The sequence below is a fragment of the Reyranella sp. genome (assembly GCF_004297405.1).
Taxonomy (GTDB): Bacteria; Pseudomonadota; Alphaproteobacteria; order Reyranellales; family Reyranellaceae; genus Reyranella.
Genome location: NZ_SCVC01000030.1, coordinates 341,014 through 367,220, shown reverse-complemented (window position 1 = coordinate 367,220; position 26,207 = coordinate 341,014). Strand labels below are relative to the sequence as shown.

Here is a 26,207-nt window from a genome sequence, read left to right as displayed (position 1 = left end):
CGCCTTGTCGAGCTTGCCGCCGCGCGGATAGGACCACATGACGACGGCGAGGCCGACCGACTTGGCCTCCTCCGACATCTCGCGGATCTCTTCCATCATCTCGTACTGGTCTTCCGAGCCCGGATAGATCGTGAAGCCGATCGCCGAGCAGCCGAGACGCAGCGCGTCCATCACCGAGGCGGTGACGGCCTGATCCTTGTTGGTCGACAGCGAGTTCGCCGAGTTGACCTTGAGGATGGTCGGGATGGCGCCGGCGAACGTATCGGCACCGGCCTCGAGCGGGCCGAGTGGGGCTGCGTAGGCGTTCAGCCCGGCGTCGATGGCGAGCTGGTAGTGGTAGTGCGGATCGTAGGCGTCGGGGTTTGGTGCGAAGGAGCGGGCCGGGCCATGCTCGAAGCCCTGGTCGACCGGCAGGATCACCATCTTGCCCGAACCGCCCAGGCGGCCGTGCATCAGGATGCGGGCCAGGTTGGCCTTGGTGCCGGGGCAATCGCTCTCGTAGTTGTCGAGGATCTTCTTGACGGTACGGGTAATCTTCACGGGCCAGCTCCCAAGCAGTTCATTCGACCGGAATCGGGGCCGGTGATAGCGGCGGAGGGCTATTCGTTCAAGCCCTTGCCGGCGTAGGGATGTGTGGCAATCCAGTGTTTGGCGATGTCCAGACGGCCAGTGACCCAGACGCCTTGGTGCTTCTGGACGTGGTCCAGGAACCGCCACAGGCCCGCCATCCGGCCCGGATGGCCGATCAGCCGCTGGTGCAGGCCGACCGACATCATCTTGGGGGCCGTGGCGCCCTCGCGGTAGAGGACGTCGAAGGCATCGCGGACCAGCCCGAACCACTGGTCGGAATGGACCATGCCGGCAGCATATTTGCCGTCGTTGTTGGTGAGCGAATAGGGCACCACCAGATGCGGTTTGCCCTCGACCGTCTGCCAGAAGGGCAGTTCCTCGCCGTAATAGTCCGAATCGTAGGTGAAGCCGCCTTCCTCGACCAGCAGACGACGGGTGTTCACGCTGGGGCCATAGCGGCAGTACCAGCCGGCCGGTCGCTCACCGACCGTCTTCTTCAGCGACGTGATCGCCTTCTGGATATGCTCGCGCTCTTCTTCTTCCGAGAGCTGGAAGTGGCGCACCCAGCGCCAGCCGTGGCAGCAGACATCCCAGCCCGCGGCGCGGATCGCCTCGGCGGCCGACGGATTGCGTTCGAGCGCCAGGGCACAGCCGAACACGGTGAGCGGCAGGCCGCGTTCGAGGAAGGCGCGCTGGATGCGCCAGAAGCCGACCCGGCTGCCGAATTCGAACATGCTTTCGCCCGCGAGGTCGCGGCCCTTCAGGCCGACCGACGACGTGCTCGACTCGGTGAGGCCGGTCTCGGTGTAGCCTTCGCCGTCCTGCATCGAGGGCTCGGATCCTTCCTCGTAGTTCACGACGAAGTTCAACGCGATCCGCGCGCCGCCCGGCCATTTGGGATCGGGTGGGTTGGCGCCGTAGCCGATAAAGTCGCGGGTCGGTTGCCAGCTCATGTCGGTCTCCTCACCAGTTCGGCACCCATCTGACGGGCGATGTCGGCGATCTTGTCGTTCCAGGTGCGCATCGAGATTCGCATGACGCCGGCGCGCAGGCAGGCGAGCGCGTAGCCCGGCGCATCGCCGCAATCGACGATCAGCGTGAAAGCAACGTCGGGAAATTCCCGCCGCGCGCGGGCCTGCAACGCGCCGAGATAGCCCGCGCCGTAACGCGACGCGGCATCTTCAGGTGTCAGCAGGACGGGTGCCGTGCCGTTGGCGCGCGCGGCCAACAACGCGGCTTCTGTCTGCCGCCAGTCGTGTACTACTTCGAAGTCGCCCGCCATCGCGGACGATACTACTCATTCAGTCCCTTGCCGGGATAGGGATGCGTCTTGATCCAGTGCTTGGCGATGTCGAGGCGACGCGTCACCCAGACCCCCTCGTGCTTCTGGATATGGTCGAGCAGGCGCTCCAGCCCGACCGCGCGGGCGGGATGGCCGATCAGGCGCATGTGCAGGCCGACCGACATCATCTTGGGCTGCGTCGCGCCTTCGCGATAGAGCATGTCGAAGGCATCGCGCACGAAGGAGAACCACTGGTCCGACGTGCCGATGGAAGCGGCGAACTGGCCGTCGTTGTTGGTGATGGAGTAGGGCACGACGAGCTGTTGCTTGCCGTCGACGGTGACCCAGAAGGGCAGCTCGTCGCCGTAATAGTCGCTGTCGTAGAGGAAGCCGCCTTCCTCGGCGACCAGCCGCCGCGTGTTCACGCTGGGTCCATAGCGGCAATACCAGCCTAGTGGCCGTTCGCCGGTCATCTTCTGGATCGTGGCGATCGCCTTACGGATATGCTCGCGCTCGTCGGCCTCGCTGAGTTCGTAGTGCTTGATCCAGCGGTATCCATGCGAGCAGACATCGAAGCCCGCCTTGGCAATCGCGGCCGACGCGTCGGGATTGCGCTCCATCGCGAGCGCGCAGCCGAAGATCGTCATCGGCAGGTTGCGTTCCTGGAAGAGTCGCATCAGCCGCCAGAAGCCGACCCGGCTGCCATACTCGAACAGGCCTTCGCCGGCGAGGTCGCGGCCCTGGATCGTCTGGCCCATACGGCCGGCGTCGGTGAGGCCGATTTCGGTATGGCCTTCGCCGTCCTGCATCGAAGGCTCGGAGCCTTCCTCGTAATTCATGACGAAGTTGACCGCGATCCGCGCCCCATTGGGCCATTTGGGATTCGGCGGATTGGCGCCGTAGCCGATGAAATCGCGGCGGACGTCGTAAGGCATCATCAAACTCCGATCAGGGAATACGAATGGAGAAAGGCGGCACCGGCACGAACTCCTCGTCGCCCTTGCCGCCGTCGAGCCACATGAAGACGGCGAAGCGGCCCGGCCGGTCGAGCACGGTGAGGCCGTGGTGCCAGGTGTTGGGTCGGTAGGTGACGCCCTGGCGTCCGGTCGCGATGAACGCCTTCATGCCTGTCACGTCCGGCCCGCCGGCCGAGGCGTGTGGCGCCACGACGATCAGCCAGCGCTCGACATCGAGCGGCACGAAGGTCTGTGAGGAGAACTCATGACGCTCCATGTAATCGGAGCGCAGCGGCCGGTCCGGTGTCTCGGCTTTCAGGCTGAGCGACAGGTTCGCCTGGGCATCGGGCCGCAGATTGCCCAGTGCATCGTTGTAGTAGGTGCGGCCGGGTGCCTCGGGCACGTCGATCACGTCACCGAAGGGCGCGAAGGCCTCCTTCGTCAGAGGCTGCGGTATGAGTTCCATGGGGTTTCCTCGTCAGTCGCGCATGCGGCGGGTGAGTCCCACCGTCCATTCCATGATCAGCATCAGCAGGAACGAGGCAGCGATCAACACGCCCGACACAGCGGCGATACGCGGATCGAGCGTGGATTCCATCATGCCCCACATGCGGATCGGCAGCATGTCGGTGCGTGCCGTCGAGAGGAACAGCGACACCGGCACGTTGTCGATCGAGGCCATGAAGGCCAGGAACGCGCCAGCGAAGATGCCAGGTGCGATCAGCGGCAGGGTCACGCGGCGCAGAGTGTAGAACCAGCTTGCGCCCAGGCTCTGTGACGAATCGTTCAGCGCCGGATCGAGCTGCGAGATGCTCGCAGTCGTCGTGCGCAGGATGAAGGGCACGGTGACGATCATGTGGCCGGCGATGATCAGGTTCAGCGATGGCCTGAGCCCGATCAGGGTGAAGTACATCAGCGCCGCCAGACCGAAAGTGAGGCCGGGCAACACCAGAGGCGACATGAAGAAGCTGTCGCCGACCCGGGCGAGCTTGTGGCGGCTGCGCGCCAGCCCGAGGGCCGCCATGCTGCCCAGGAGCACGCCGAGCGCGGTCGACCAGGCCGCCACTTCCAGCGAATTGTAGACGGCGCGATGGATCTGCCGCGACTTCACGGGATCGAACAGCTCCGCATACCATTGCAACGAGAAGCCGGTTGGCGGGAACTTCAGCGAGCGCCCCTCGGTGAACGACGTCGTGAGCACGATCACCACCGGCACCACGATGATCAGCAGCGCCAGCAGCGCAAGCGTGCCGATCACCAGGGTGTAGGAAAGGTCAGCCAGGGAGCGTTGCCTGCCCATATTGTCTACCCTTGGAGATGCCCGCTGGAGCGCCGGCCGAGCCAGGAAAGCGCACTCACCACCGTGAGCACGGAGACCAGCAAGGCAATCGAGGCCACGGCCGCGAAGGGCCAGTTGAAGACGACCAGGGACTGCTGCCAGATGAGCAGGGGCAGGTAGATCAGCCGCACGCCGCCGATCACGGTCTGCGAGATGAACGCCGTCGTCGAGCTGGCGAACACCAGCAGGCAGCCCGCGACCAGCCCCGGCATGCTGAGCGGCACGATCACCGTAAAGAGTGTGCGCCAGCGCGAGGCGCCGAGTGCCGCTGAAGCGTCGCGCAGATTCGGATCAAGCCGCGACATGACGCTGATCAGCGGCAGAAGCATCAACGGCATTTCGATCTGGGTGAGCGAGATCACGAGGCCAAGTTCGGTCTGCAGGAGCCTCAACGGCTCGGAGATGATGCCGAGACTGAGCAATAGTTGGTTTATCACACCGTCGCGGCCCAGCATCACGATCCAGGCGAAGGTGCGGACCACGACGGACAGCAGGAGCGGCATGACGATGATGAAGATCAGCACCTTCTGCAGGCGCGGCGGCGCGTCGAGATAGACCAGCGCCAGCGGATAGCCGAGCAGGACGGTCGCGCAGACGGTTTTCACGCCGAGCAGCAGCGTGTCGACGATCACCTTGTAGCTGAAGGGATCGCCGAAGAACTTGACCCACTGGCCGAAGCCCGGCTGGGTGATCTTGTCATCGTCGAAGAAGCTGACGCCGATCAGGAGCAGGAGCGGCGCCAGGAACAGCGAGACGAAGCAGAGCGCGAGTGGCAGCGCGAGCTGCCACTCTGCGGCCTTGGTCACTTCGCCATTTCCTTGTTGAACTTCTCGATCCAGCTGGCGCGCAGCGGATTGATCTTCGCCCAGTCGTGCTGGACGTAGGTCGCCATCTCGTCGAGGTTCTTCATCGGCAGGTCGGCGGGAAGCGGGACATCCTTGTTCACCGGGACCAGGTTGTAGGGCGGCTTGGTCAGCGCTTCCTGCACGTCCTTGCTGAGGGCGACGTCGAAGTACTTGTAGGCGTTTGCGACTTCGGCCGAACCCTTGGCGATATGCAGCGTGGTGAAGAAGGTGATGGCACCGGTCTCGGGCTTCACGAACTCAATGTCGACGCCGCGGCCCTTGAGCGTCGCGACCGTCTGGGTGTTGGTGTACATCACGTCGCACTGGCCTTGCTGGAAGAGGCTCGGCATCGCCGCCGGCTGGCCGACGGCTGCCACCTTGGGCAGGACCTTCTTCAGTTCGACCAGGGCGGGTTCGATGTTGGTCTCCGAGCCGCCGAAGATCTTGGCGATCTCGATCAGCGACACGGTGCCGAAGGTGGTCTGGAAGCCGGTGAGGCCGAGTTTCGAGACCCAGGGATCGGTGAACAGATCCTTCCAGCCCTTGGGCGCCGGCACCTTCTTGGGATTGTAGGCAATGCCTACGACCTGGGCGCTGACGGCGATCCCCCAGTCGTCGATCGTGCCGGCCGGCAGCTTCGAGGCGTTGGTGATCTTCTTGCCGTCGAACTTGTCGAACAGACCGCCCTCGATGCCGGTGATGCGCGGACCGGGATCGAGCACGAAGGTATCGAACGGCGGCGCGCCGCGTGCGGCCCTGGCCTTGGCGATCTGGTCGACGGCGAACAGCGGCTGCAGTTCGAGGTCGACCGCGTCCTTCTTCTTCAACGCCGGCGCCACGATGGCGCGATAGGCCTCCTCCCAGGTGCCGGGATAGATCGCCGAGGCGACGCTGCCCTTGGCATGGGCGATAGCGGGAAGGAGAGAGGCACCGCCGAGCGCGGTGGCGCCGGCGAGCAGGCTTCTGCGACTGAACATGGATATCACTCCATCGTCATGAGGTGGAATGCGGGAACAAAGAAGGGTGAGCGTCGGATGCGAGCGTGCAATAGATGCGACCGGATTCGACGGGCGCAGCGCGTCGAGGTTCGACGATCTTGAGGTTGGCACCATCGATCGTACGGGCTTCGTGCACGAGCTGGGCGCCGAGCGGCAGGCTGAGACCGGGTTCGACGCGCCATGCGCTCGGGCTTGGAGTCGAGGACAGCGTCAGTTGCTCCGGCCGCACCGACAGGAGCACGGAAGAGCCGGGACGGATGTCGGGGCGCGTGAGCAATGTCACGGTTGCGCCGGCATCGAGCTTTACCTTCGTGCTGCCTCCGTCGATGGCTGCGACCTTGCCATTCAGGAGATTCGTCGTGCCGATGAAGCCATTGACGAATAGCGTCTGCGGCCGGTCGTAGATCGCGACGGGCGTGTCGAACTGCTCGACCTTGCCCTTGTTCATGACCGCAATGCGGTCGGCTACGCTCATGGCTTCGTCCTGGTCGTGCGTCACCAGGATGGTCGTGAGACCAAGCGTGCGCTGCAGGCGCTTGACCTCGATCTGCATGTCGAGACGCAGGTTGCGGTCGAGCGCTGCAAAAGGTTCGTCGAGCAGAAGAATGGAGGGCTCGACGGCAAGGGCGCGGGCCAGCGCCACGCGCTGCTGCTGGCCGCCCGAGAGCTGGCGCGGCAGACGCTCGCGAAAGGCGCCGAGCTGGACGATGTCGAGGAAGCGCCCGATCCGAGACTGGATTTCCGCACTTGCGACGCCACGGGCGCGCAGGCCGTAGGCCACGTTCTCCGCCACCGTCATATGCGGGAACAGCGCATAGTTCTGGAAGACGATACCGATGTTGCGTCGATTGGCGGGGAGATGGTCGATCGGTGTGCCGTCGACGCGAACACGGCCAGACGCCTGACGTACAAAACCCGCGATGACGCGCAGCAAAGTGGTCTTGCCGCAGCCCGACGGACCGAGGAGAGCCACGACCTCGCCAGGCTCGATGGCCAGGCTGACGCCGTCGACCGCCAACGACGCGCCATAGCGCACGCTCAGCTCTTCGACATCGAGTGTCCGCGCCGCCGGTTGGCTCAGCGATGCGGCTGTTGTGTTCTGGCTCGTCGACTTCATGTCGGCACTCCCTCCCGAAGCACGAGGCAATGTGCGTGCCAGGATGATAAACGCCGGTTCACTTGGAGTGAAAGTGGATTCGACTTTGTGATGGCCCAGTTTGTGCACAAACTTTGGCATAATGTGCACATTATGAAAGCTCGAACCAAAGCAAACCGCTCCTCGATGCGACGGCGCAAGGGTGATGTCGCCGCCGATCGTGCTGTCTACGAGGCAATTCGCCAAGCCCTGCTAATGGGGCGCTTGCAGCCCGGAACAAAGTTGCGCGAAGCGGCTCTGGGGCGCCTCCTCAAGGTCAGCCGCGAGCGCGTGCGCAAGGCGCTGCACCGATTGGTCCACGAGGGTTGGTTGGAGGCGGTGCCAAATCGCGGAACCTTCGTGCCGATGCTGTCGAACGAGGAAGTGCGAGAAATCTACGATGTGCGCGCGATGCTGGAGGGTGCCATCGTGCGTCGGCTCGCCGCTGGGTACGAGGCCGAGGCCGCGCGACGCCTGAAGGCGCACATCGGTGAAGAGAGGTTCGCCATCCGCACCGACGATCGTGGCCGGCTATTCGACCTGGCAGGCGAGTTCCACGTGCTGTTGGCGGAGCTTTGCCACAACGAACAGCTCATGAAGATGCTGCGAGGTGTGCTGAACCGCGCGACGATGCATTTCTCGCTGGCGGCCCCGCAGAGCTTCCACAATTGCGCCGGCCCGCACGATCACGGCGACATCGTGAAGGCAATCCTGGCGCGCGATGGTCGCAAAGCGAGTAAGCTGATGCTCGACCATCTGATGGGGTTGGTGGAGATGCAGGTTGCTTGGGAGCCGCCGCCGAGCCCGCCGACGCTGGAAGCGGCGTTCCGGCGGGTGCCCAAAAAATAAGACCGCGGGTTTTAGGCCCGCGGTCTTGTCCGTATCGGCCCGAAGGCCGGATGTCCGAGAGATTAGAGCTTGCCCATGGCGACGGCCGTGTCGGCCATGCGGTTCGAGAAGCCCCACTCGTTGTCGTACCAGCTCATCACGCGCACCAGCGTGCCTTCCATGACCTTGGTCTGGTCCATGTGGAAGGTCGACGAATGCGGATCGTGGTTGAAGTCGATCGAGACGTTGGGCGAGTCGGTCCAGCCCAGGATGCCCTTGAGCTGGTTGGCGGCCGCGAGCTTCACGGCCTTGTTGATCTCGTCCTTGTCCGTCTTGCGCTTGGCGACGAACTTGAAGTCGATGACCGAGACGTTGGGCGTCGGCACGCGGATCGACACGCCGTCGAGCTTGCCGTTCAGCTCCGGCAGCACGAGGCCGACGGCCTTGGCCGCACCCGTCGAGGTCGGGATCATCGACAGCGCCGCCGCACGGCCGCGATAGAGATCCTTGTGCATCGTGTCGAGCGTCGGCTGGTCGCCGGTATAGGCGTGGATCGTCGTCATGAAGCCGTGGTCGATGCCGACCGCGTCGTTCAACACCTTGGCGACCGGCGCGAGGCAGTTGGTCGTGCACGAGGCGTTGGAGACGATGATGTGGTCCTTGGTGAGCTTGTCGTGGTTCACGCCATAGACCACCGTGAGGTCGGCGCCGTCGGCGGGAGCCGAGACCAGCACGCGCTTGGCGCCGGCTTCGACATGGGCCGAAGCCGCCTTCTTCGAGGTGAAGAAGCCAGTGCACTCGAGCGCGATGTCGACGCCCAGCGCCTTGTGCGGCAGCTTCGACGGGTCACGCTCGGCCGTGACCTTGATCTTGCCGCGGCCGACATCGATCGTGTCGCCGTCGACCTTCACTTCGCCGTTGAAGCGGCCATGCACGGAGTCGAAGCGGAAGAGGTGGGCGTTGGTCTCGACCGGGCCGAGATCGTTGATCGCCACGACCTCGATGTCCTTGCGGCCCGATTCCATGATGGCGCGCATGACATTGCGGCCGATGCGGCCGAAGCCGTTGATTGCAACCCGAACAGCCATTGGTCCCTCCGTTATTGTGTCAGTTGACGCGCCGCAGCGGCGATCGCCTCGGCGGTGATGCCAAAATGCTTGTAGAGATCCGAAGCCTTGGCTGAGGCGCCAAAGCCCTTCATGCCGACGAAGGCGCCTCGGGCGCCGAGCCAGCGTTCCCAGCCGAAGCCGGCTGCCGCTTCACAGGCGACACGCACCGTACCGTCGCCGCCCATGACCTCGTTGCGATATGTATCGTCCTGGGCCTCGAACAGTTCCCACGACGGCATCGAGACTACCGCCGCCGAGAGCCCTTCCTGGGCGAGGAGATCGCGTGCACTGAGCGCGAGCTGCACTTCCGAGCCCGACGCGATCAGCCGGATCGGCGCCGAAGCGTCGCCCGCCAGGATGTAGGCGCCGCGCGCCGAGCGATTGCTGTCACCGGCATCGCGCACCGTCGGCAGGTTCTGGCGGCTCAGCGCGATGATGCTGGGCGTCTTCTTCGCTTCGAGCGCAATCTGCCAGCACTCCGCCGTCTCGATGGCGTCGGCCGGGCGCATCACGTTCAGGTTGGGAATGGCGCGCAGGGCGGCCAGATGCTCGACCGGCTGGTGCGTCGGGCCGTCTTCGCCGAGGCCGATCGAATCGTGGGTCATCACATAGATGACGCGCACGCCCATCAGCGCCGAGAGGCGGATCGACGGCCGGCAGTAATCGGTGAACACCATGAAGGTGCCGCCGTAGGGGATGACGCCGCCATGCAGCGCCATGCCGTTCATCGCTGCGGCCATCGCATGCTCGCGGATGCCGTAATAGACGTAGCGGCCGGCTGGATCGGCCTTGGTCGCGGCCTTCAGGGTCGCGGTCTTGGTGTTGTTCGAGCCGGTGAGGTCGGCTGAGCCGCCGATCGTGTCGGGCAGCACCGGGTTGATGACCTCGAGCACTTCCTGGCTCGACTTGCGCGTGGCCCAGGCGGGCTTGTCGGCGGCGATCTTGGTCTTGAAGGCGGCAACGGCCTCGCCGACGGCGGCGGGGATGTCGCCCTTCATGCGGCGATCGAACTCGGCGCGATCCTCGGCCGGCATCTCGGCATGGCGCTTGGTCCACTTGCGACGAGCCGTCTTGCCGCGCGCACCGACCTTGCGCCAGGCGCTGAACACCGCTTCGGGAATGTCGAACGGGCCGTGGTTCCAGCCGAGCTTCTCGCGGGCGCCGGCGATCTCGTCCTTGCCCAGCGGTGAGCCGTGGGTGGCGGCAGTGCCGGCCTTGGTCGGTGCGCCATAGCCGATCACCGTCTTGCAGGCGATCAGCGAGGGCTTGTCGGTGACGTTGCGCGCCTTGCGAATGGCGCGGGTGACGGCTTCGGCGTCATGGCCATCGACCGAGAGCACATGCCAGCCCGCGGCGGCGAAGCGCTTCTTGTGATCTTCAGAGGTCGAGAGCGATGTCGGGCCGTCGATGGAGATACCGTTGTCGTCGAACAGCACGATCAGGCGGCCGAGGCCGAGATGGCCGGCCAGAGTGATCGCTTCTTGGCCGATACCTTCCATCAGGCAGCCGTCGCCGGCGATCACGTAAGTGAAATGATCGACGAGGTCGCGGCCGAAGCGCGCTTCGAGCAGACGCTCGGCGAGGGCGAAGCCCACCGAGTTGCCGAGGCCCTGGCCGAGCGGACCCGTTGTCGTCTCGATGCCGCTGGCATGGCCATATTCGGGATGACCGGCGGTGCGGCTGCCGAGCTGACGAAACTTCTTCAGCTCGTCGAGCGTCATGTCGGCGTAGCCGGTGAGATGCAGCAGCGAGTAGAGCAGCATCGAGCCGTGGCCGGCCGAGAGGATGAAGCGGTCGCGATCGGGCCAGTTGGGCTCCGAGGCGTCGAACTTCAGGAACTTCGTGAACAGCACCGTTGCAACGTCAGCCATGCCCATCGGCATGCCGGGGTGGCCGGAGTCCGCCTGCTGCACGGCGTCCATGGACAGGGCCCTGATGGCGTTCGCCATGTCGCGCGAGGCGGCGGTCTGTTCAGTCATTTTGTCCTTATTACGTAAGCTTTTTCGAATGGCGCGCAACATGCCGACCACCCCATGGCGCGTCAATGCGCAAAACCGCCAGCGAAACCAAGATATTGCGGGAGATTGCGTGCATCTGCCTCAAGATGTTGACCGCTAACAGGCGCACCACTTATCCTTCAACGATGGAGCAGATGCAGCCGGGCGAACCACTGCCGTCCTCTGGCGGGGGAAAGATGTCCAGTTCAGCCAGTGCGAAGGCCAGCGCGAAGGATCGCGTCGACGATGCGCTGAGCCGGCTCGAGTCGATGGTCGACGAGCGGCTGCGCGTCGAACGCGTGCGCGCCGATGAACTCGCTCAGCGCCTGGACAAGCTCGAACGCCAGCACGACGAGCTGAAGAGAGTCGCGATCGAAGTCGAAGGCCGTCTCGAACGCGCGATGGAATACATCCGCTCGCTGCTCGCGGCCGACCAGCAGTAACGATCCCCTGCTAACCCCAGATGTAGGGGTGCGTTACCAAACGCGACGTGGCAGAGTGTGTCTCCCCTCAAACGCCGAATACGGCGCAAAAAACAGGAGACGCGGAAAATGCCGCAGGTTTCGATTCAGATCGCCAGTCGTACCTATGAGCTCGCCTGTGGTGAAGGCGAGGAAGCGCGCGTCCAGGAACTGGCCGCGTATGTCGACGAAAAGGTGAGCGAGCTTCGCTTGCAGCTTCCGCCCGGCGCGCCCGAGGTCAAGCTGCTGGTGTTCGCGGCGCTGCTTCTCGCCGACGAGAGCCGCGAGGCCCGCGGCATCGCCAAGGCCGCCGAAAGCGCGCGCGCCACGGCGACCGACAGTGCCGAAACGCTGGCCACCGCGCTCGAAGATCTGATCACCGCGCGCGTCGACAAGATGCAGAAGAAGGTCAGCGGCGCGGCCTGAAGCGGGTCAGCATCGCAGGTGCGTACATTGCGGTAGCCGCCCCGAATGCCTAGATTGAGAGCGGGGCGGAATTCTGCGCGGTGCGTGGTTCGCTTAAAACCCCGGGGCCAATAAGAACTCCTGGGAGTTGTTCCTGGCCTTGACCCTGGTCTTGGCCACACGACGCCCACCTGCTTTGCAGGCCTTGGTGGTTCTACGAACCACGGCCCATCGTGGAGCCGCCCCACCTTGCTTCCCACCACTGCATGACCCTGATCGACGCTAAGCGAACCTTGCGTTCGGCCATGCTCGCCTGGCGCCGCAGTCTCGACGACGCGGCGCGTGCCGCCGCAGCGCAGCGGTTGATCGCGACGATGCGCGCCGAGAAGCCCTTCGAGATACCGTCAGTCGTTTCGGGCTTCTGGCCGATCAAGGACGAGATCGACATCAAACCGTTGATGGCCGAGCTACACGGCGGCGGTTGCACGATTGCGCTGCCCGTCGTGCAGGGGCGGGGGCAACGCCTGCTGTTTCGCGTCTGGCGGCCAGGCGATGCGCTCGAGGCGGGTGTGTTCGGCACACTCCAGCCTTCCACACAGTGCGAGGTCATTGAGCCCGACGCCCTTCTGGTGCCGTTGCTGGCCTGCGATCGCGAAGGCTGGCGTCTGGGTTATGGCGGCGGCTTCTACGACCGGACCCTCGAAGTGCTGCGACAGCGACGGAACGTGATGGCCATCGGTGTCGGCTTCGACGGCCAGTTCGTGCCCGAAGTGCCGCATGAACCGGGCGACCAGCGACTCGATTGGCTGTTGACCGACCGGCGGGCTTCGGCCTTTGTCTAATCTATGAAAGTCATGTTCTGTGGCGATGTCGTGGGTCGGGCCGGCCGCGATGTCGTTCTCAAGGAAGTGCCGCGGCTGCGGCGCGAGTTGGGCCTGGATTTCGTCGTCGTCAACGGCGAGAACGCGGCCGCTGGTTTCGGCATCACCGCCAAGATCTGCGCCGAGATGCACGAGGTCGGCGTCGATTGCATCACCACCGGCAACCACGCCTGGGATCAGCGCGAGATCATTCCCTACATCGCACAGGACAAGCGCCTGTTGCGGCCGGTCAACTTCCCGCCCGGCACGCCCGGCTGGGGCGCCAATCTTTTCCAGACACCACGCGGCCACAAGATCGTCGTCGTGAACGTCATGTGTCGTCTGTTCATGGATGCGCTGGACGATCCGTTTCGCGCCGTTGAGGCAGAATTGGCCAAATACCCGCTGGGCCACACAGCGCAGTTCATCCTGATCGACGTCCATGGTGAGGCGACCAGCGAGAAGCAGTCGATCGGCCACTATTGTGACGGTCGCGCGTCGGCGGTGCTGGGTAGTCATAGTCACGTCCCGACCGCTGACGGCTGGGTGTTGCCTGGCGGTACGGCCTACCAGACCGACGTTGGCATGTGCGGCGACTACGACAGTGTCATCGGCATGAAGAAGGAGATCGCCATCCAGCGTTTCATCCGGAAAATGCCGGGTGAACGGCTGGCGCCGGCCGAGGGTGAGGGCACTTTGTGCGCGGCTATTGTCGAAACCGACGACCGGACCGGACTGGCCAAATCGATCCGGCCGATCCGGCTGGGAGGGCGGCTGGCTCCCACCACGTAGCCTGCAGCATCTTGTATCTCACAAGCTTCGTATATAGCTATTAGAAGTGTCTTGAAGACGGTCATTGACGGCCTGGGGAAAAACCGGCATCCTTTTGATGTTAAACGGTTTTTCGCCAGTACGGCGAACTGTCTTCAAGGTTAGAGGGGGCGTCGGAATCTAGGTTCCGACGTTTTTTAGCGGGGGCTTCGGCCCCCGCCTTTTTTTGCCCTGAAGCCCTCTAAAGCGGTCCCGAGCCTGCCAAAGCCTACGAGAAGTGGTATAGCCGGGCCTTCACTGTCACTTAATCTGGTTGTCGGGCGATGGCGGGCCATTCCCAATTCAAGAACATCATGCACCGCAAGGGTCGTCAGGACGCCGTGCGGGCCAAGATTTTCACCAAGCTGATCCGCGAGATCACGACGGCGGCTCGTCTGGGTGCGGCCGATCCGGCGTCCAATCCGCGCCTGCGCGCGGCGATGATCGCGGCGCGCGAAGCCAACATGACGCGCGATACGATCGATCGGGCGATCAAGCGCGGCTCGGGCTCGGATGCAGACGCCAACTACGACGAGGTCCGCTACGAGGGCTACGGTCCGGCAGGGGTCGCACTGATCGTCGAGGCGCTCACCAACAACCGCAACCGCACTGCCGGCGAAGTGCGGTCGATCTTCTCCAAGCACGGCGGCAACCTGGGTGAATCCAACAGCGTCTCGTTCATGTTCGACCGGCTGGGCGAATTCCGCTTCCCGCTGTCGGTCGGCTCGGCCGACGAGGTGCTGGAGAAGGCGATCGACGCCGGCGCCGACGACGTGGTGAGCGGCGAAGGCGAGGGAGCGGTCCACGAAATCTACTGTGCCCAGGAGAGCTTCAGTTCGGTACGCGAGGCGCTCGAGAAGTCGCTGGGGCACCCGACGGTTGCCAAGCTGACGTGGCGGCCCAAGACGGGGGCACCGGTCGAGGGCGACACGGTACAGACCCTTCTCGACCTGATCGCCGCGCTCGAAGACAACGACGACGTCCAGAACGTCTACGCCAACTTCGAGGTGTCGGACGACGCTCTGGCCAAGTTCGCGGCCTGAGCCGGGCGGGATGAGACTGATCGGCTTCGATCCCGGCCTTCGCCTCACTGGCTGGGGCGTGATCGAGGTCGAAGGCAACCGGCTGCGCCATGTCGGCCACGGCGTCATCAAGGTGACGACGACCGGCAGCCTGGCGGAGCGGCTGAATGAACTGTTCGACGGCATTGTTGCCGTCGTCGAGGCGCAGCGGCCCGTCGAGGCTGCGGTCGAGGAGACCTTCGTGAATGTCAATCCGGGTTCGACCTTGAAGCTCGGTCAGGCGCGCGGCGTGGTGCTGCTGGCGCCGGCGCGGGCAGGTCTGCCGGTGTACGAATATGCAGCGAACCTCGTGAAGAAGTCGGTGGTGGGCGCAGGTCATGCCGACAAGCGCCAGGTCGCCATGATGGTCGGCCGCCTGCTGCCAGGCGTCGAGGCCAGTGCCGACGCCGCCGACGCGCTCGCCGTCGCGATCTGCCACGCACATCACCGCGCAACAGCACGTCGTATCGAGGCCGCGCAGTGATCGCCAAGTTGAAAGGCCAGGTCGATTCGGTCGACAACGACAGCGCCGTCATCGATGTCGGCGGTGTCGGCTACCTCGTCTCCGCCTCCGCTCGCACGCTGCGCGATCTTGCCGTTGGCGGGCCGGCGACGATGCTGGTCGAGACCATCGTGCGCGAGGACGCGATCGCGCTCTACGGCTTCCTCGAAACGGCGGAGCGCGACTGGTTCCGCATCCTGACGACGGTGCAAGGTGTGGGCGCCAGGGTGGCGCTTTCGATTCTCTCGACTTTGGCGCCCGATGAGATTGCGCGTGCGATTGCCGCTCAGGATCGCGCCACGCTCAGCCGGCCGGCGGGCGTGGGGCCCAAGCTCGCCGCGCGCCTTGCGACGGAGTTGAAGGACAAGGCCGCTGCTTTCGGCGTGGCGCCGGCTGCGGCAGCGCCGGCCAACGCCAACAGCCCTGCGGCGACAAGCGGCTCGATCAATGAAGATGCCGTCTCGGCGCTGGTCAACCTTGGCTACAAGCGGGTCGAGGCCTTTGGCGCCGTGGCACGAGTGGCCCAACGGCTGGGGGCTGAAGCGAAGCTCGACGCCGTGATCCGGGCCGGCCTGCAGGAGCTTGCGCGATGAACGCCCAGTTGGGACAGGTGCCCGAGCGGCTGGTCGCTCCTAAGCGCGCCGAGGAGGATGCTGCGGAGTTGGCGCTGCGGCCGCAGACGCTCGACGACTTCATCGGCCAGAAGCAGGTCCGCGAGAACCTCAAGATTTTCATCACGGCGGCCAAGTCGCGCGGCGAGGCGCTGGACCATGTGCTGTTCCATGGGCCGCCGGGGCTCGGCAAGACAACCCTGGCGCAGATCGTGGCGCGCGAGATGGGCGTGGGTTTCCGCGCGACGTCCGGTCCGGTGATCCAGAAGGCAGGTGATCTCGCCGCCCAGCTCACCAACCTGCAGCCGCACGATGTGCTCTTCATCGACGAGATCCACCGTCTCAATCCTGCAATCGAAGAGGTCCTCTATCCGGCGATGGAGGACTTCCAGCTCGACCTGATGATCGGCGAGGGGCCGGCTGCGCGCTCCGTGCGCATCGAGCTGCCGCCTTTCACCCTGGTTGGCGCCACGACACGCTCGGGCCTGATGACGCGGCCGCTGCGCGAGCGGTTCGGCATTCCCTTGCGCATGATCTTCTACGAACCGGCCGAACTCGAGACGATCGTCCAGCGCGCCGCGCGTGTCCTCAAGATGCAGATGGCCAAGGATGGCGGTGCGGAGATCGCCAAGCGCTCCCGCGGCACGCCGCGCGTCGCCAACCGCCTGCTGCGCCGTGTGCGCGACTTCGCGTCGGTCGGCGGCAACGCCACGGTCGATGCCAAGGTGGCCGATGCGGCGCTGACCCGGCTCGAGGTCGACGGCCGCGGCCTCGATACCATGGACCGCCGCTACCTTGCCTGCATCGCCGAGAATTACGGCGGCGGGCCAGTCGGTGCCGAGACCCTGGCGGCGGCGCTCGCCGAGCAGCGCGACGTCATCGAAGACGTGATCGAGCCCTACCTGATGCAGCTCGGCCTGCTGATGCGCACGCCCCGCGGTCGCGTACTCTCGGAAGCAGGATACCGCCATCTCGGCATTGCCGTGCCGAAAGCGCAGAGGCAGCAGTTCGACCTCCTGACGGGTACGCCGGAGGAGGAGGGATGACGCTTCCGACCTCCGGCAACATAGAGGGCGGCGTCCATGTGCTGCCGCTGCGCGTCTACTACGAGGACACCGACGCCGCGGGCATCGTCTACTACGCCAACTGGCTGCGCTTCCTCGAACGCGGACGTACTGAGCTGCTGCGGCTGCTGGGGCAGGAGCATTCGGCGTTGCGCGACGAACGCGGAATCAATTGGGTGGTGCGTCGTTGTGCCATCGACTACCTGAAGCCCGCCCGGCTGGACGATACGATCGAGATCGTCACGAGCTGTGGCGAATTGCGCGGCGCCTCGCTGGACATGCTCCAGCACGCGCGCCGCGGTGAAGAAACCCTGGTTCGCGCCGAACTCGTCGTTGCCTGCATGGGTGATGGCGGTCGGCCGGTCCGATTGCCGCCGCACGTGCGGACTGCCTTGTCCCAGGTCGCTGTGAGTGGGTTATCCGGTGGATCGTCCAACGGCTCGCCCCGCTCGCGCCATATTCGGATATAACCCTTGAAAAAACGGAGAAACTAAAATGGACGCGTTTGCGCAGGTCGCCGGTGCCCCCCTCGGCGGCGGCACAGGGTCGATCGACATGTCCGTGTACGGCCTGTTCATGCAGGCCGACTGGGTCGTCAAAGCGATCATGATCCTGCTCCTGCTGGCTTCCTTCTGGTCGTGGGCGATCATCTTCGAGAAGGTGCTGCGGTTGCGCTCGCTGAAGCGCAGTGCCCAGGCTTTCGAGGATACGTTCTGGTCGGGCGTGTCGCTGGAGGATCTCTACGATCGCGTCGGCGGCAAGCCGGACGATCCCATGTCGAGCATCTTCTCGGCCGCAATGCGCGAATGGCGTCGCTCGGTTTCCAAGGGCCTGGCTGCGAGCGCCACGGCGCGTGCGGCACTCCGTCAGCGTATCGAGCAGGTGATGAGCGTCACCATCCAGCGCGAGATGGAGGCGATCGAAAAGCGTCTCGGGTTCCTGGCGACGGTCGGCGCCAACGCCACCTTTGTCGGCCTGTTCGGCACGGTGTGGGGCATCATGAACAGCTTCAGCCATATCGCCCAGTCGAAGAACACCTCGCTCGCGGTCGTGGCGCCCGGCATCTCCGAGGCGCTGTTCGCGACGGCAATCGGCCTGGTCGCCGCCATTCCCGCGGCGGGCGCCTACAACATCCTGTCGGGCCAGGTCTCGCGCTATGCCCAGCAGCTCGAGGCCTTCGCCGGTGAGTTCATCACCATCCTGTCGCGTCAGCTCGAGGAACAGGTCTGATGGCGGGCATCATCCCGGCCGCCGGCGCCGGCTCGACCGGCAGCAAGTTCCGGCGGCGAAGCTACACACCGATCGCCGACATCAACGTGACGCCGCTGGTCGACGTCATGCTGGTATTGCTGATCATCTTCATGATCACCGCGCCGCTGCTGCAAGTGGGCGTGCCGGTCGATCTGCCCAAGACCAGCGCCCAGCAGGTCGGCGGCAAGGACGAGCCGCTGGTCGTGTCGGTGAATGCGCAGGGCGAGGTCTTCCTCGGCGAGACCAAGTTCGACATCGCCGAACTCGGCGCCAAGCTCAAGGCCGTGCACGAGGAGAAGCCCGACCAGCGCGTGTTCATGCGCGGCGACAAGGCCGTCGACTACGGCAAGATGATGGAAGTGATGGGCGTGGTGATCGAAAGCGGCTTCCGCCAGCTCGGTTTGCTCGGTGAGCAGGCGCAAGCGCTCGGCAAGGGCATGGGAACGGTGAGCCCGGCCCCCGCCCAGCAGCCGGCGCCCGCCGCACCGCGCGGACAACCGGCACCGGCGCCGACGCCTGCACCGACGCCGCGGCGCTAATCGAGGGAGACGCAGCGCAGAATGTTCGACCGTCACCCCGCCAGCCTGGAGATGCGCACACCGGCCATCGTGTCGGCGATGGTGCACGTCTTCGTGCTGGGGGCGGCGATCCTCAATCTCGACTTCTTCAGCAAGCCGCCGCTGATGGAGCCCGAGCCGGTGATGGTCGAGTTCGAAGCGATCGACAAGAAGGCTGCGGCTCCGACGGTGGGCAACCCGCCGCCGCAGCCCAAGGACGCGCCGATCGCGCAGGAGACGACCAAGGCGCCGCCGCCCAAGACGGCCGACCCGCCGCCGTCACCTCCGACGCCGAAGCCGGAGACGACAGAGGCCAAACCGCAGCCGCCCAAGCCCGAGGAGAAGCCCAAGACCGAAGCCGCGAAGCCGGTCGAGGACGCCGTGGCGATGAAGCCCAAGGAGCCGGAGCCGCCCAAGGTCGAGGAGAAGAAGCCGCCGGAGCCGCCGAAGCCTGCCGAGGTGAAGAAGCCCGAGCCGCCGAAACCGCCGCCACCCAAGCCGCAACCTCCGAAACCGGACCGCGTTGATGCACTCCTGGATGACATCCTGAAGAACAAGCAGTCGAACCAGAAGGTGCAGACGCCTGAGCAGCAACCCAAGCCTGTGCAGCAGATCACGCGCCAGGCGCCTGCCGCCCCGAATCTTGCCGCCGTCGTCACGGCGAGCGAGATCGAAGGCGTGCGTCAGAAGATCAGGCCGTGCTGGAACACGCAGGGTGGGGCACGCGACCAGGCGATGATCATCACGCTGGTCGTCGACATGAATCAGAACGGCACGCCGGTGCAAGCCGTGGTGCGCGATACCGGACGCTACGGCAGCGATCCGGTCTTTCGTGCTGCGGCCGATGCAGCACACCGCGCCATCATGAATCCGCGGTGCCAGCCTTGGCCGCTTTCGCCCGAGAAGTTCAACGGTTGGAAGACGATTACTTTCAACTTCGATCCACGCGACTACTAAATCCCCTCACGGTATAACCACGCCCCATGAAGACGAGGTTCGAGATGAAGCTTCCCCGACGCTTGACGATGATGGGTGGTGTTGCACTTGCAGCCGGAACGACAATGCCGGCACGCGCGCAGCTCACCATCGACATGACGAGGCCCTCATTCGAGCCGGTGCCGATCGCCATCGTCGACTTCAAGGGCGATGCGGTGGGCGCGCAGATGGCGGGTGTGATCCGCAACGACCTGCAGAACTCGGGCCTGTTCCGTGTGATTCCGCCGGGCTCCTACATTCAGCAGAACGTCGACGCCACCGCGCCACCGCAATTTCCGAGCTGGCGCCAGGTCGGCGCGGCCGGTCTCGTGGTCGGACAGGTCGCTTCGTCCGGCGGCAACATCAAGGTCGACTTCCGCCTGTGGGATGTCGTGGTCGGCCAGCAGGCGACAGGACTCTCCTTCACCAGCCAGCCCAGCAACTGGCGTCGTCTCGCCCACATCATCGCCGACGCGATCTACAAGCGCGTCACGGGCGAGGAAGGCTATTTCGACACGCGCGTGGCCTATGTCTCTGAGTCCGGTCCGGGCAACAACCGCACCAAGCGCATCGCCATCATGGACCAGGACGGCGCGAACAACCGCTACATCACCGATGGCCGCACCATCGCGCTGACGCCGCGCTTCTCGCCGACCCTGCAGGAAATCGTCTATATGGCGTACGGCGAGAACAACACGCCGCCGCGCGTCTATCTGCAGAACGTCGATTCGGGCCGCCGCGAGCTCCTGGGCAACTTCCCCGGCATGAGCTTCGCACCGCGCTTCTCGCCTGACGGCACTAAGGTCGTGATGAGCATTTCGGCCGACGGCAACAGCGATCTCTACGAGATGGACGTGCGCGGCCGGCAGCTTCGGCGCCTGACCAACACGCCGGCCATCGACACCTCGCCGTGCTACTCCAACGACGGCTCGCAGATCGTGTTCAACTCCGACCGCGGCGGCGCGCAGCAGCTCTATGTGATGAGCGCGGGTGGTGGCGGCGAGCGGCGCATCAGCTTCGGCGAGGGCCGCTATGCCACGCCGGTCTGGTCGCCGCGCGGCGACTTCATCGCCTTCACCAAGATTTCGTCGGGTGGTTTCGGCATCGGCGTGATGCGACCCGACGGCAGCGGCGAGCGCATGCTGTCCAGCGGCTTCCTGGTCGAAGGTCCGACCTGGGCGCCGAACGGTCGTGTGCTCATGTTCTTCCGCGGACAGCCGAGCGGTGCTGGCCGGGCAGGGGCGGTGACGATTCATCAGGTCGACATCACGGGCCGCTTCGAACGACAGGTGCCGACGCCGACCGATGCTTCGGATCCGGCCTGGTCACCCTTGATTCCGCAATAGCGGAAACTATGATCTTTTTTGTCGGCCCGAGCGTTACCTGCGCCGGGTCGATTTTGTCAGGGAGTGGATCGACATATGCGCATGATCAAGGCTTTGACGGCCATCGCTGCGATGGTTCTCATCGCAGCCTGCAGCAGCAACAGCGACCAGCAGCAGGCGGCTGCTGCGACCACGACCGTGACTCCGGGCTCGGTTGCTGATTTCCGTCAGAATGTCGGCGATCGCGTATTTTTCGACACCGACATGTCGACCGTCAACGATCAGGGCCGGCAGACCCTGAACCGCCAAGCCGAGTGGCTGAAGAAGTACTCGAACTATCAGGTCACCATCGAGGGCCATTGCGACGAGCGCGGCACGCGCGAGTACAACCTGGCGCTCGGTGAGCGCCGCGCCAACGCGGCGCGGCAGTATCTGATCGGCCAGGGCATTCCGGCCGCTCGTCTCAAGACCATCAGCTACGGCAAGGAGCGTCCTGATCCGGTCGGCTCCGATGAGGCCGCCTGGGCGCGCAACCGCCGCGCCGTCAGTGCGCTGCAATAGGGGCTTTCGCCTTTTGCCCATACGCCGGTCGCCTCGCGACCGGCGTTTTCGTTTGGAGGCAGGGCGGTCATGCCTGAAAATGGCCGCGTTTGGTATGAAACTATCATCAGTCATGAAGATCCTCCCGTCTCGCCTCGCGCTTCTCCTCGCTTTCGCCCTGCCAACGGCTGCTGCCGCGCAGCGCGGTGACGTCTACACCGAGGACAGGCTCAACCAACTTCAGCAGTCGATCACGATGATGACCGGCCAGATCGAGCAGCTTCAGCATCGCAATGCCCAACTGCAGCAGCAGCTGGAGAAGATGCAGACCGACTACGAGTACCGCATCGAGCAGCTCGAAAAGGGCGGTGGAGGCGGTGGCCGTCCGGCGCCGCGCCCCGGCGCACAGGCGGCGGCGCCAGCGCCGAGCGCCGCTCCCTCGCACGGTGGCGGTTCCGCCGACCAGCTCTATGACGACGCCTTCAAGAAGCTGCAGGAGGGCGACTACGCCGGCGCCGAGCGCGGCTTCAAGACCTTCGTGCAGCGCAACCCGCAGAACAAGCTTGCCGGCAACGCGCAGTATTGGCTGGGCGAGACCTACTATGCCCGCCGCGACTACCAGAACGCGATGACGGCCTTCGCCGAAGGCTACAAGGCCTACAAGGCGAGCCCCAAAGGGCCGGACAATCTCCTCAAGCTCGGCATCACCATGGCGGCGCTCAATCGCAAGTCCGATGCCTGTGCGATATTCGCCCGCTTCAGCCAGGACTATCCGCGCGCCACCGATCTGCAGAAGCGTCGGATCGACCAGGAGCGCCAGAAGAACGGCTGCGGGTGAGCGACGAGGCTATCGCTTCACCACCCGTCGACGGTCCTGAATTCGCGCGCCTGATGGCGTCGTTCGCGCCCTTCGAGGCGCGTCCCGAACTGGCCGTTGCCGTTTCGGGCGGACGTGATTCGCTTTGCCTGGCGTTGCTGGCCGATCAATGGGCGCGCGAGCGTGGTGGCAAGGCCATCGCTTTCATTGTCGATCATGGCCTGCGCTCTGAGGCGGCCCGCGAAGCGGCCGCGACCTGCCAACTGCTGGCCGGTCAAGCCATCGAGAGCCGGGTGCTGCACTGGACGGGACCGAAACCGGAGACCGGTCTGCAGCAGGCCGCCCGCGAGGCACGCTATAGTCTGCTGCGCGATGCCTGTCGTCGGCAGGGCCTCCTTCATCTGCTGGTCGCCCATCAGGCCGACGATCAGGCCGAGACGGTGGCCATGCGTGCAGCGCGCCAGAGCGGCGCAGACGGGCTCGCCGGCATGGCGGCGCTGCTCGAATGGCCCGATGTTCGGCTGCTCCGGCCGTTGCTTGCCGTGCCACGGTCGAGGCTGTCGGCGACGCTCCAGGCGCGACGCATCGCCTGGATCGACGATCCCTCGAATGTGGACCCCCGCTTCGAACGGGCGCGCCTGCGGGCTGCGGGTGTCGTCGCGCCAGACCTGCCTGCGGTTGACGGCCAGCGTGCCGACGAGGAGGCACAGGTGGCTGAAGCCGGTGTGGTGCTGCTGGAGCTCGACCGGGAGGGGGCGGTCGCACTCGACCGGGTGGGCTTCGTGCAAATCCCAGCAGGACTGCAACGACGGCTGGTCAGCCGGATCGTCCAGGCGCTGGGCGGCGGCGATCATCCGCCGCGGCGGGACCGGCTCGACCGGGCCATGGCGCGACTTTCCAGCACGCCCGCCCGGGGAAAATCGGGCCGCAGCCAGGATTTTACGCTGTCAGGTTGTCGATTCTTGCTGCGGCAGGCCGAAACCAGCCGTCGCCTGCTGTGGATTGTCTGCCCTGAAAATGGCAGGAAGGGAGGCCAGCCTCTCATCCCTGCTGCTTTTTTCGCTTGCGGCAGCGTCGACACAACCCATCTTGGGAATAGCCCCACTTAGCGGAAGGCAAAAGTGAACCCGTTTAATCGCAACGCCGCCCTTTGGATTGTCATCGTGTTGCTGCTAGCGCTGCTCTACAGCGTGTTCCAGGGTGGGGCGACCCGGACAGCCGGCAATACAATTTCCTATTCGGACTTCGTGCGCGCCGTCGAGCAGCGCCAGGTTCAGGACGTCCGCATCCAGGGCAACACCATCAACGGCACCTTCCGCGAGCCGCGCAACGGCGTGCAGAAGTTCTCGACCTACGCGCCCTCCACGCCGCCCGACGATCAGCTCATGCCGTTGCTGATCAAGAACGTCGACCGGGTCGATGCCGGGCCGGCGGAAGAAGGGATGAACCTCGGCAGCATCTTCGTGAGCTGGCTGCCCGTCCTCGTACTTGTCGGTGTCTACATATTCTTCCTGCGCCAGATGCAGAGTGGTACTGGCCGTGCCATGGGCTTCGGCAAGTCGCGAGCACGACTGCTGACGGAGAAGCACGGTCGCGTCACCTTCGAGGATGTTGCTGGCATCGACGAGGCCAAGGCCGAACTCGAGGAGATCGTCGACTTCCTGAAGGACCCGCAGAAGTTCCAGCGCCTGGGTGGCAAGATTCCCAAGGGCTGCTTGCTGGTCGGCCCTCCGGGCACCGGTAAGACGCTGCTGGCGCGCGCCATCGCTGGCGAGGCCAACGTGCCGTTCTTCACCATCTCGGGCTCCGACTTCGTCGAGATGTTCGTGGGCGTCGGCGCGAGCCGCGTGCGCGACATGTTCGAGCAGGCGAAGAAGAACGCGCCCTGCATCGTGTTCATCGACGAAATCGACGCCGTCGGCCGCCATCGTGGTGCCGGCCTGGGCGGCGGTAACGACGAGCGCGAGCAGACGCTGAACCAGTTGCTGGTTGAAATGGATGGCTTCGAGTCCAACGAAGGCGTCATCCTGATCGCCGCGACCAACCGGCCGGACGTGCTCGATCCCGCGCTTCTGCGGCCGGGCCGTTTCGACCGTCAGGTCATCGTGCCGAACCCCGACGTCGGCGGCCGCGAGAAGATCCTCAAGGTCCACATGCGCAAGGTGCCGCTGGCGCCGGACGTCGAGCCGCGCGTGCTGGCACGTGGCACGCCGGGCTTCTCCGGTGCCGACCTCGCCAACCTCGTGAACGAGGCGGCGTTGCGCGCGGCCCGCGTCGGCAAGCGTCTCGTGACCATGGGCGACTTCGAATACGCCAAGGACAAGGTGTTGATGGGCACCGAGCGTCGCTCCATGGCGATGACCGACGAGGAGAAGAAGCTCACGGCCTACCATGAGGCAGGCCATGCGCTGGTCGCCATGCACGTGCCGAAGAGCGATCCGCTGCACAAGGTGACGATCATCCCGCGCGGTCGCGCACTGGGCGTCACCATGCAGTTGCCGGAACGCGATCATCTCAGCCACACCAAGCTGTACCTCGAGTCGCGGCTGGCCATCATGTTCGGCGGCCGCATGGCCGAGGAGCTGGTGTTCGGTCCGGAGAACGTGACGACGGGTGCGGCCAGCGACATCCAGGTCGCCACGCAGACGGCGCGCGGCATGATCACCGCCTACGGCATGTCCGAGAAGCTCGGCCGCGTGCGCTATCAGGCGAACGAGCAGGAAGTGTTCCTGGGCCACGCCGTCACCCAGACGCAGAACGTCTCGGAGGCGACCGCCCAGCTCATCGACCAGGAGGTCCGCCGCCTGATCGAGGAGGCCGAGAGCCATGCCCGCACCATCCTGACGGAGCACATGGACGATCTGCACACGGTCTCCAAGGCGCTGCTCGAATACGAGACGCTGAGCAGGGACGAGATCGACCAGATCCTGCGCGGCGAGAAGATCGTGCGCGACGACACGGGCGGGGCCGGTCCCGACCGCCGCCGCCGCGCGTCGGTCCCGACGAGTTCGGGGCAGACGGGCACGGCACCGGGTGGCGCCAATCCCGAACCGCAGCCTGGCGTCTGAAGCCGAAAGATTGACGGCTCGTTTTGCGGGGCTCCCGCTCGATCGCCATCGCCCTCTGGTGATGGCGATCGTCAATGTGACACCCGATTCCTTTTCAGACGGCGGTGAACGCCTCGACCCCGCGCGGGCCATCGACGATGGCCTGCGCTTCGTCGCGGAAGGTGCCGACATCATCGATATCGGTGGTGAGTCGACCCGGCCCGGCTCGCAGCCGACCTCGCCAGAGGATGAGCTTCGGCGCATCCTGCCCGTGGTCGAGGGCCTGGCCCGGCACGGCCTTACCCTCTCGATCGATACGCGCCGCGCTTCGGTCGCGCGTGCCGCGCTTGAGGCCGGTGCGCGGATCGTGAACGACATCTCGGCCTTGCGCGACGACGAGGCGATGCTGCCGCTGGTCGCCGGCAAAGAGGCCGATGTGATCCTGATGCATCGGCGTGGCCTGCCGGAAAACACTTTCGCTGGTCCGGCCTATGCCGATGCTGTCGAGGATATCCGGACGTTCCTGCTCGACCGCGCGGCGGCCTGCGAAGCGGGCGGGGTGAAGCGCGAGCGCATCGCCCTCGATCCGGGCATTGGCTTCGGCAAGAGCGTCGCGCAGGAGCTGGAGCTGATTGCCGGCGCGGGCCGCTTCGCCGAAGCGGGTTATCCCGTTCTGATCGGCTGCTCGCGCAAGAGCTTCATCGGCAAGCTGACGGGGCTTGCGACCGCTGCCGATCGCGATCCGGCGTCGGTATGGCTGGCCGTCGAAGCCGTGCGGCGCGGCGCGGCCATCGTGCGTGTCCACAATGTCATGGCAACCCGCCAGGCCCTCGCGGTCTGGGCGGCAATGAAGTAGATTAAG

General features: G+C 65.2%; 30 protein-coding genes and 1 other RNA gene. 20 read left to right on the top strand and 11 right to left on the bottom strand.

Annotated elements, in window-relative coordinates; all coding sequences use genetic code 11:
- The 9 genes from EPO50_RS19370 to EPO50_RS19330 form a co-directional block, all read right to left on the bottom strand.
- Positions 1–540: class I fructose-bisphosphate aldolase (locus EPO50_RS19370; protein WP_296346646.1), on the bottom strand; the 540-nt coding region annotated here is incomplete at its 3' end.
- 59 nt (positions 541–599) lie between these two features.
- Positions 600–1,523 carry an allantoinase PuuE gene (locus tag EPO50_RS19365; RefSeq protein ID WP_296346645.1) on the bottom strand — a complete coding sequence of 308 codons (924 nt, stop codon included), beginning with the start codon at positions 1,521–1,523 and terminating at the stop codon, positions 600–602.
- Complete coding sequence (locus EPO50_RS19360; protein WP_296346644.1) at positions 1,520–1,852, bottom strand: hypothetical protein; 333 nt, start codon at positions 1,850–1,852, stop codon at positions 1,520–1,522. Before EPO50_RS19360 ends, EPO50_RS19365 begins: the two co-directional genes overlap by 4 nt.
- Positions 1,853–1,863: 11 nt before the next feature.
- The gene (locus EPO50_RS19355; RefSeq protein WP_296346643.1) at positions 1,864–2,787 is read right to left on the bottom strand and encodes a polysaccharide deacetylase family protein; all 924 of its coding nucleotides are present in this window, start codon (positions 2,785–2,787) and stop codon (positions 1,864–1,866) included.
- A 13-nt stretch (positions 2,788–2,800) separates the two neighbouring features.
- Positions 2,801–3,274 (bottom strand): ureidoglycolate lyase, encoded by a 474-nt coding sequence (locus tag EPO50_RS19350; RefSeq protein ID WP_296346642.1) that lies wholly within the window; start codon positions 3,272–3,274, stop codon positions 2,801–2,803.
- Positions 3,275–3,286: 12 nt separating this feature from the next.
- The gene (locus tag EPO50_RS19345; protein ID WP_296346641.1) at positions 3,287–4,108 is read right to left on the bottom strand and encodes an ABC transporter permease; all 822 of its coding nucleotides are present in this window, start codon (positions 4,106–4,108) and stop codon (positions 3,287–3,289) included.
- 5 nt (positions 4,109–4,113) lie between these two features.
- Positions 4,114–4,953: an ABC transporter permease gene (locus EPO50_RS19340; RefSeq protein WP_296346640.1), complete on the bottom strand. Its 840-nt coding sequence runs from the start codon at positions 4,951–4,953 to the stop codon at positions 4,114–4,116.
- Positions 4,950–5,969 carry an extracellular solute-binding protein gene (locus tag EPO50_RS19335; RefSeq protein ID WP_296346639.1) on the bottom strand — a complete coding sequence of 340 codons (1,020 nt, stop codon included), beginning with the start codon at positions 5,967–5,969 and terminating at the stop codon, positions 4,950–4,952. Before EPO50_RS19335 ends, EPO50_RS19340 begins: the two co-directional genes overlap by 4 nt.
- Before the next feature lie 16 nt (positions 5,970–5,985).
- Positions 5,986–7,107, bottom strand: a complete 1,122-nt coding sequence (locus EPO50_RS19330; protein ID WP_296346638.1) for an ABC transporter ATP-binding protein — start codon at positions 7,105–7,107, stop codon at positions 5,986–5,988.
- Positions 7,108–7,239: 132 nt separating this feature from the next.
- Here EPO50_RS19330 and EPO50_RS19325 point away from each other — a divergent pair, with 132 nt between their 5' ends.
- Positions 7,240–7,974 carry a GntR family transcriptional regulator gene (locus EPO50_RS19325; RefSeq protein WP_296346637.1) on the top strand — a complete coding sequence of 245 codons (735 nt, stop codon included), beginning with the start codon at positions 7,240–7,242 and terminating at the stop codon, positions 7,972–7,974.
- A gap of 62 nt (positions 7,975–8,036) precedes the next feature.
- Here the strand turns inward: EPO50_RS19325 and gap are convergent, their stop codons facing one another.
- Together gap and tkt are read right to left on the bottom strand one after the other, a co-directional pair.
- Positions 8,037–9,041 (bottom strand): type I glyceraldehyde-3-phosphate dehydrogenase, encoded by a 1,005-nt coding sequence (gene gap / locus EPO50_RS19320; protein WP_296346636.1) that lies wholly within the window; start codon positions 9,039–9,041, stop codon positions 8,037–8,039.
- An 11-nt stretch (positions 9,042–9,052) separates the two neighbouring features.
- Positions 9,053–11,041 (bottom strand): transketolase, encoded by a 1,989-nt coding sequence (gene tkt, locus EPO50_RS19315; RefSeq protein WP_296346635.1) that lies wholly within the window; start codon positions 11,039–11,041, stop codon positions 9,053–9,055.
- Positions 11,042–11,106: 65 nt separating this feature from the next.
- On the opposite strand from tkt, the gene EPO50_RS19310 reads away from it, so the two are divergent.
- From EPO50_RS19310 to folP, 19 genes are all read left to right on the top strand, one after another.
- Positions 11,107–11,502 carry a DUF4164 family protein gene (locus tag EPO50_RS19310; RefSeq protein ID WP_296346634.1) on the top strand — a complete coding sequence of 132 codons (396 nt, stop codon included), beginning with the start codon at positions 11,107–11,109 and terminating at the stop codon, positions 11,500–11,502.
- A 108-nt stretch (positions 11,503–11,610) separates the two neighbouring features.
- The gene (locus EPO50_RS19305) at positions 11,611–11,946 is read left to right on the top strand and encodes a cell division protein ZapA (RefSeq protein ID WP_296346633.1); all 336 of its coding nucleotides are present in this window, start codon (positions 11,611–11,613) and stop codon (positions 11,944–11,946) included.
- A gap of 67 nt (positions 11,947–12,013) precedes the next feature.
- Positions 12,014–12,169: non-coding RNA, 6S RNA (ssrS, locus tag EPO50_RS19300), on the top strand.
- A gap of 22 nt (positions 12,170–12,191) precedes the next feature.
- Positions 12,192–12,767, top strand: coding sequence for a 5-formyltetrahydrofolate cyclo-ligase (locus tag EPO50_RS19295; RefSeq protein ID WP_296346632.1), 576 nt, complete (start codon positions 12,192–12,194; stop codon positions 12,765–12,767).
- 3 nt (positions 12,768–12,770) lie between these two features.
- A complete protein-coding gene (locus tag EPO50_RS19290) occupies positions 12,771–13,577 on the top strand; it encodes a TIGR00282 family metallophosphoesterase (RefSeq protein ID WP_296346631.1) in 807 nt (268 codons plus the stop codon).
- Positions 13,578–13,879: 302 nt separating this feature from the next.
- Positions 13,880–14,638 (top strand): YebC/PmpR family DNA-binding transcriptional regulator, encoded by a 759-nt coding sequence (locus EPO50_RS19285; RefSeq protein WP_296346630.1) that lies wholly within the window; start codon positions 13,880–13,882, stop codon positions 14,636–14,638.
- A gap of 10 nt (positions 14,639–14,648) precedes the next feature.
- Positions 14,649–15,140 (top strand): crossover junction endodeoxyribonuclease RuvC, encoded by a 492-nt coding sequence (gene ruvC, locus EPO50_RS19280; protein ID WP_296346629.1) that lies wholly within the window; start codon positions 14,649–14,651, stop codon positions 15,138–15,140.
- Positions 15,137–15,751 carry a Holliday junction branch migration protein RuvA gene (ruvA, locus tag EPO50_RS19275; RefSeq protein WP_296346628.1) on the top strand — a complete coding sequence of 205 codons (615 nt, stop codon included), beginning with the start codon at positions 15,137–15,139 and terminating at the stop codon, positions 15,749–15,751. Before ruvC ends, ruvA begins: the two co-directional genes overlap by 4 nt.
- Positions 15,748–16,815 carry a Holliday junction branch migration DNA helicase RuvB gene (gene ruvB, locus EPO50_RS19270; protein WP_296346627.1) on the top strand — a complete coding sequence of 356 codons (1,068 nt, stop codon included), beginning with the start codon at positions 15,748–15,750 and terminating at the stop codon, positions 16,813–16,815. Before ruvA ends, ruvB begins: the two co-directional genes overlap by 4 nt.
- Positions 16,812–17,303, top strand: coding sequence for a tol-pal system-associated acyl-CoA thioesterase (gene ybgC / locus EPO50_RS19265; RefSeq protein WP_296346626.1), 492 nt, complete (start codon positions 16,812–16,814; stop codon positions 17,301–17,303). Before ruvB ends, ybgC begins: the two co-directional genes overlap by 4 nt.
- Positions 17,304–17,328: 25 nt before the next feature.
- Positions 17,329–18,063, top strand: a complete 735-nt coding sequence (gene tolQ, locus EPO50_RS19260) for a protein TolQ (RefSeq protein ID WP_020696758.1) — start codon at positions 17,329–17,331, stop codon at positions 18,061–18,063.
- Positions 18,063–18,623: a protein TolR gene (gene tolR / locus EPO50_RS19255; RefSeq protein WP_296346625.1), complete on the top strand. Its 561-nt coding sequence runs from the start codon at positions 18,063–18,065 to the stop codon at positions 18,621–18,623. The genes tolQ and tolR overlap by 1 nt, the downstream gene beginning before the upstream one ends.
- A 21-nt stretch (positions 18,624–18,644) precedes the next feature.
- On the top strand, positions 18,645–19,598 hold the full coding sequence (locus tag EPO50_RS19250; protein ID WP_296346624.1) for a hypothetical protein: 954 nt from the start codon (positions 18,645–18,647) through the stop codon (positions 19,596–19,598).
- A 26-nt stretch (positions 19,599–19,624) separates the two neighbouring features.
- On the top strand, positions 19,625–20,962 hold the full coding sequence (tolB, locus tag EPO50_RS19245) for a Tol-Pal system beta propeller repeat protein TolB (RefSeq protein ID WP_296346623.1): 1,338 nt from the start codon (positions 19,625–19,627) through the stop codon (positions 20,960–20,962).
- A gap of 81 nt (positions 20,963–21,043) precedes the next feature.
- On the top strand, positions 21,044–21,502 hold the full coding sequence (gene pal / locus EPO50_RS19240; RefSeq protein ID WP_296346622.1) for a peptidoglycan-associated lipoprotein Pal: 459 nt from the start codon (positions 21,044–21,046) through the stop codon (positions 21,500–21,502).
- Positions 21,503–21,614: 112 nt separating this feature from the next.
- Positions 21,615–22,319, top strand: coding sequence for a tol-pal system protein YbgF (gene ybgF / locus EPO50_RS19235; RefSeq protein WP_296346621.1), 705 nt, complete (start codon positions 21,615–21,617; stop codon positions 22,317–22,319).
- Positions 22,316–23,407, top strand: a complete 1,092-nt coding sequence (gene tilS, locus EPO50_RS19230; RefSeq protein ID WP_296346620.1) for a tRNA lysidine(34) synthetase TilS — start codon at positions 22,316–22,318, stop codon at positions 23,405–23,407. Before ybgF ends, tilS begins: the two co-directional genes overlap by 4 nt.
- 12 nt (positions 23,408–23,419) lie before the next feature.
- Positions 23,420–25,366, top strand: a complete 1,947-nt coding sequence (gene ftsH / locus EPO50_RS19225) for an ATP-dependent zinc metalloprotease FtsH (RefSeq protein WP_296346619.1) — start codon at positions 23,420–23,422, stop codon at positions 25,364–25,366.
- A 61-nt stretch (positions 25,367–25,427) separates the two neighbouring features.
- The gene (gene folP / locus EPO50_RS19220; protein WP_296346618.1) at positions 25,428–26,201 is read left to right on the top strand and encodes a dihydropteroate synthase; all 774 of its coding nucleotides are present in this window, start codon (positions 25,428–25,430) and stop codon (positions 26,199–26,201) included.
- Positions 26,202–26,207 lie beyond the last annotated feature (6 nt).

What these genes read in the sequence shown, in the direction of transcription:
- gap (WP_296346636.1), bottom strand. Translation starts at nt 9,041, where the DNA reads ATGGCTGTTCGGGTTGCAATCAACGGCTTCGGCCGCATCGGCCGCAAT.
- ruvB (WP_296346627.1), top strand. Translation starts at nt 15,748, where the DNA reads ATGAACGCCCAGTTGGGACAGGTGCCCGAGCGGCTGGTCGCTCCTAAG.
- ybgF (WP_296346621.1), top strand. Translation starts at nt 21,615, where the DNA reads ATGAAGATCCTCCCGTCTCGCCTCGCGCTTCTCCTCGCTTTCGCCCTG.
- EPO50_RS19350 (WP_296346642.1), bottom strand. Translation starts at nt 3,274, where the DNA reads ATGGAACTCATACCGCAGCCTCTGACGAAGGAGGCCTTCGCGCCCTTC.
- EPO50_RS19345 (WP_296346641.1), bottom strand. Translation starts at nt 4,108, where the DNA reads ATGGGCAGGCAACGCTCCCTGGCTGACCTTTCCTACACCCTGGTGATC.
- ruvC (WP_296346629.1), top strand. Translation starts at nt 14,649, where the DNA reads ATGAGACTGATCGGCTTCGATCCCGGCCTTCGCCTCACTGGCTGGGGC.
- EPO50_RS19355 (WP_296346643.1), bottom strand. Translation starts at nt 2,787, where the DNA reads ATGCCTTACGACGTCCGCCGCGATTTCATCGGCTACGGCGCCAATCCG.
- pal (WP_296346622.1), top strand. Translation starts at nt 21,044, where the DNA reads ATGATCAAGGCTTTGACGGCCATCGCTGCGATGGTTCTCATCGCAGCC.
- EPO50_RS19365 (WP_296346645.1), bottom strand. Translation starts at nt 1,523, where the DNA reads ATGAGCTGGCAACCGACCCGCGACTTTATCGGCTACGGCGCCAACCCA.
- ybgC (WP_296346626.1), top strand. Translation starts at nt 16,812, where the DNA reads ATGACGCTTCCGACCTCCGGCAACATAGAGGGCGGCGTCCATGTGCTG.
- EPO50_RS19335 (WP_296346639.1), bottom strand. Translation starts at nt 5,969, where the DNA reads ATGTTCAGTCGCAGAAGCCTGCTCGCCGGCGCCACCGCGCTCGGCGGT.
- tolR (WP_296346625.1), top strand. Translation starts at nt 18,063, where the DNA reads ATGGCGGGCATCATCCCGGCCGCCGGCGCCGGCTCGACCGGCAGCAAG.
- EPO50_RS19250 (WP_296346624.1), top strand. Translation starts at nt 18,645, where the DNA reads ATGTTCGACCGTCACCCCGCCAGCCTGGAGATGCGCACACCGGCCATC.
- EPO50_RS19285 (WP_296346630.1), top strand. Translation starts at nt 13,880, where the DNA reads ATGGCGGGCCATTCCCAATTCAAGAACATCATGCACCGCAAGGGTCGT.
- tolB (WP_296346623.1), top strand. Translation starts at nt 19,625, where the DNA reads ATGAAGACGAGGTTCGAGATGAAGCTTCCCCGACGCTTGACGATGATG.
- EPO50_RS19360 (WP_296346644.1), bottom strand. Translation starts at nt 1,852, where the DNA reads ATGGCGGGCGACTTCGAAGTAGTACACGACTGGCGGCAGACAGAAGCC.
- EPO50_RS19290 (WP_296346631.1), top strand. Translation starts at nt 12,771, where the DNA reads ATGAAAGTCATGTTCTGTGGCGATGTCGTGGGTCGGGCCGGCCGCGAT.
- tkt (WP_296346635.1), bottom strand. Translation starts at nt 11,041, where the DNA reads ATGACTGAACAGACCGCCGCCTCGCGCGACATGGCGAACGCCATCAGG.
- EPO50_RS19305 (WP_296346633.1), top strand. Translation starts at nt 11,611, where the DNA reads ATGCCGCAGGTTTCGATTCAGATCGCCAGTCGTACCTATGAGCTCGCC.
- tolQ (WP_020696758.1), top strand. Translation starts at nt 17,329, where the DNA reads ATGGACGCGTTTGCGCAGGTCGCCGGTGCCCCCCTCGGCGGCGGCACA.
- EPO50_RS19325 (WP_296346637.1), top strand. Translation starts at nt 7,240, where the DNA reads ATGAAAGCTCGAACCAAAGCAAACCGCTCCTCGATGCGACGGCGCAAG.
- EPO50_RS19330 (WP_296346638.1), bottom strand. Translation starts at nt 7,107, where the DNA reads ATGAAGTCGACGAGCCAGAACACAACAGCCGCATCGCTGAGCCAACCG.
- EPO50_RS19295 (WP_296346632.1), top strand. Translation starts at nt 12,192, where the DNA reads ATGACCCTGATCGACGCTAAGCGAACCTTGCGTTCGGCCATGCTCGCC.
- folP (WP_296346618.1), top strand. Translation starts at nt 25,428, where the DNA reads ATGGCGATCGTCAATGTGACACCCGATTCCTTTTCAGACGGCGGTGAA.
- EPO50_RS19310 (WP_296346634.1), top strand. Translation starts at nt 11,107, where the DNA reads ATGCGCAAAACCGCCAGCGAAACCAAGATATTGCGGGAGATTGCGTGC.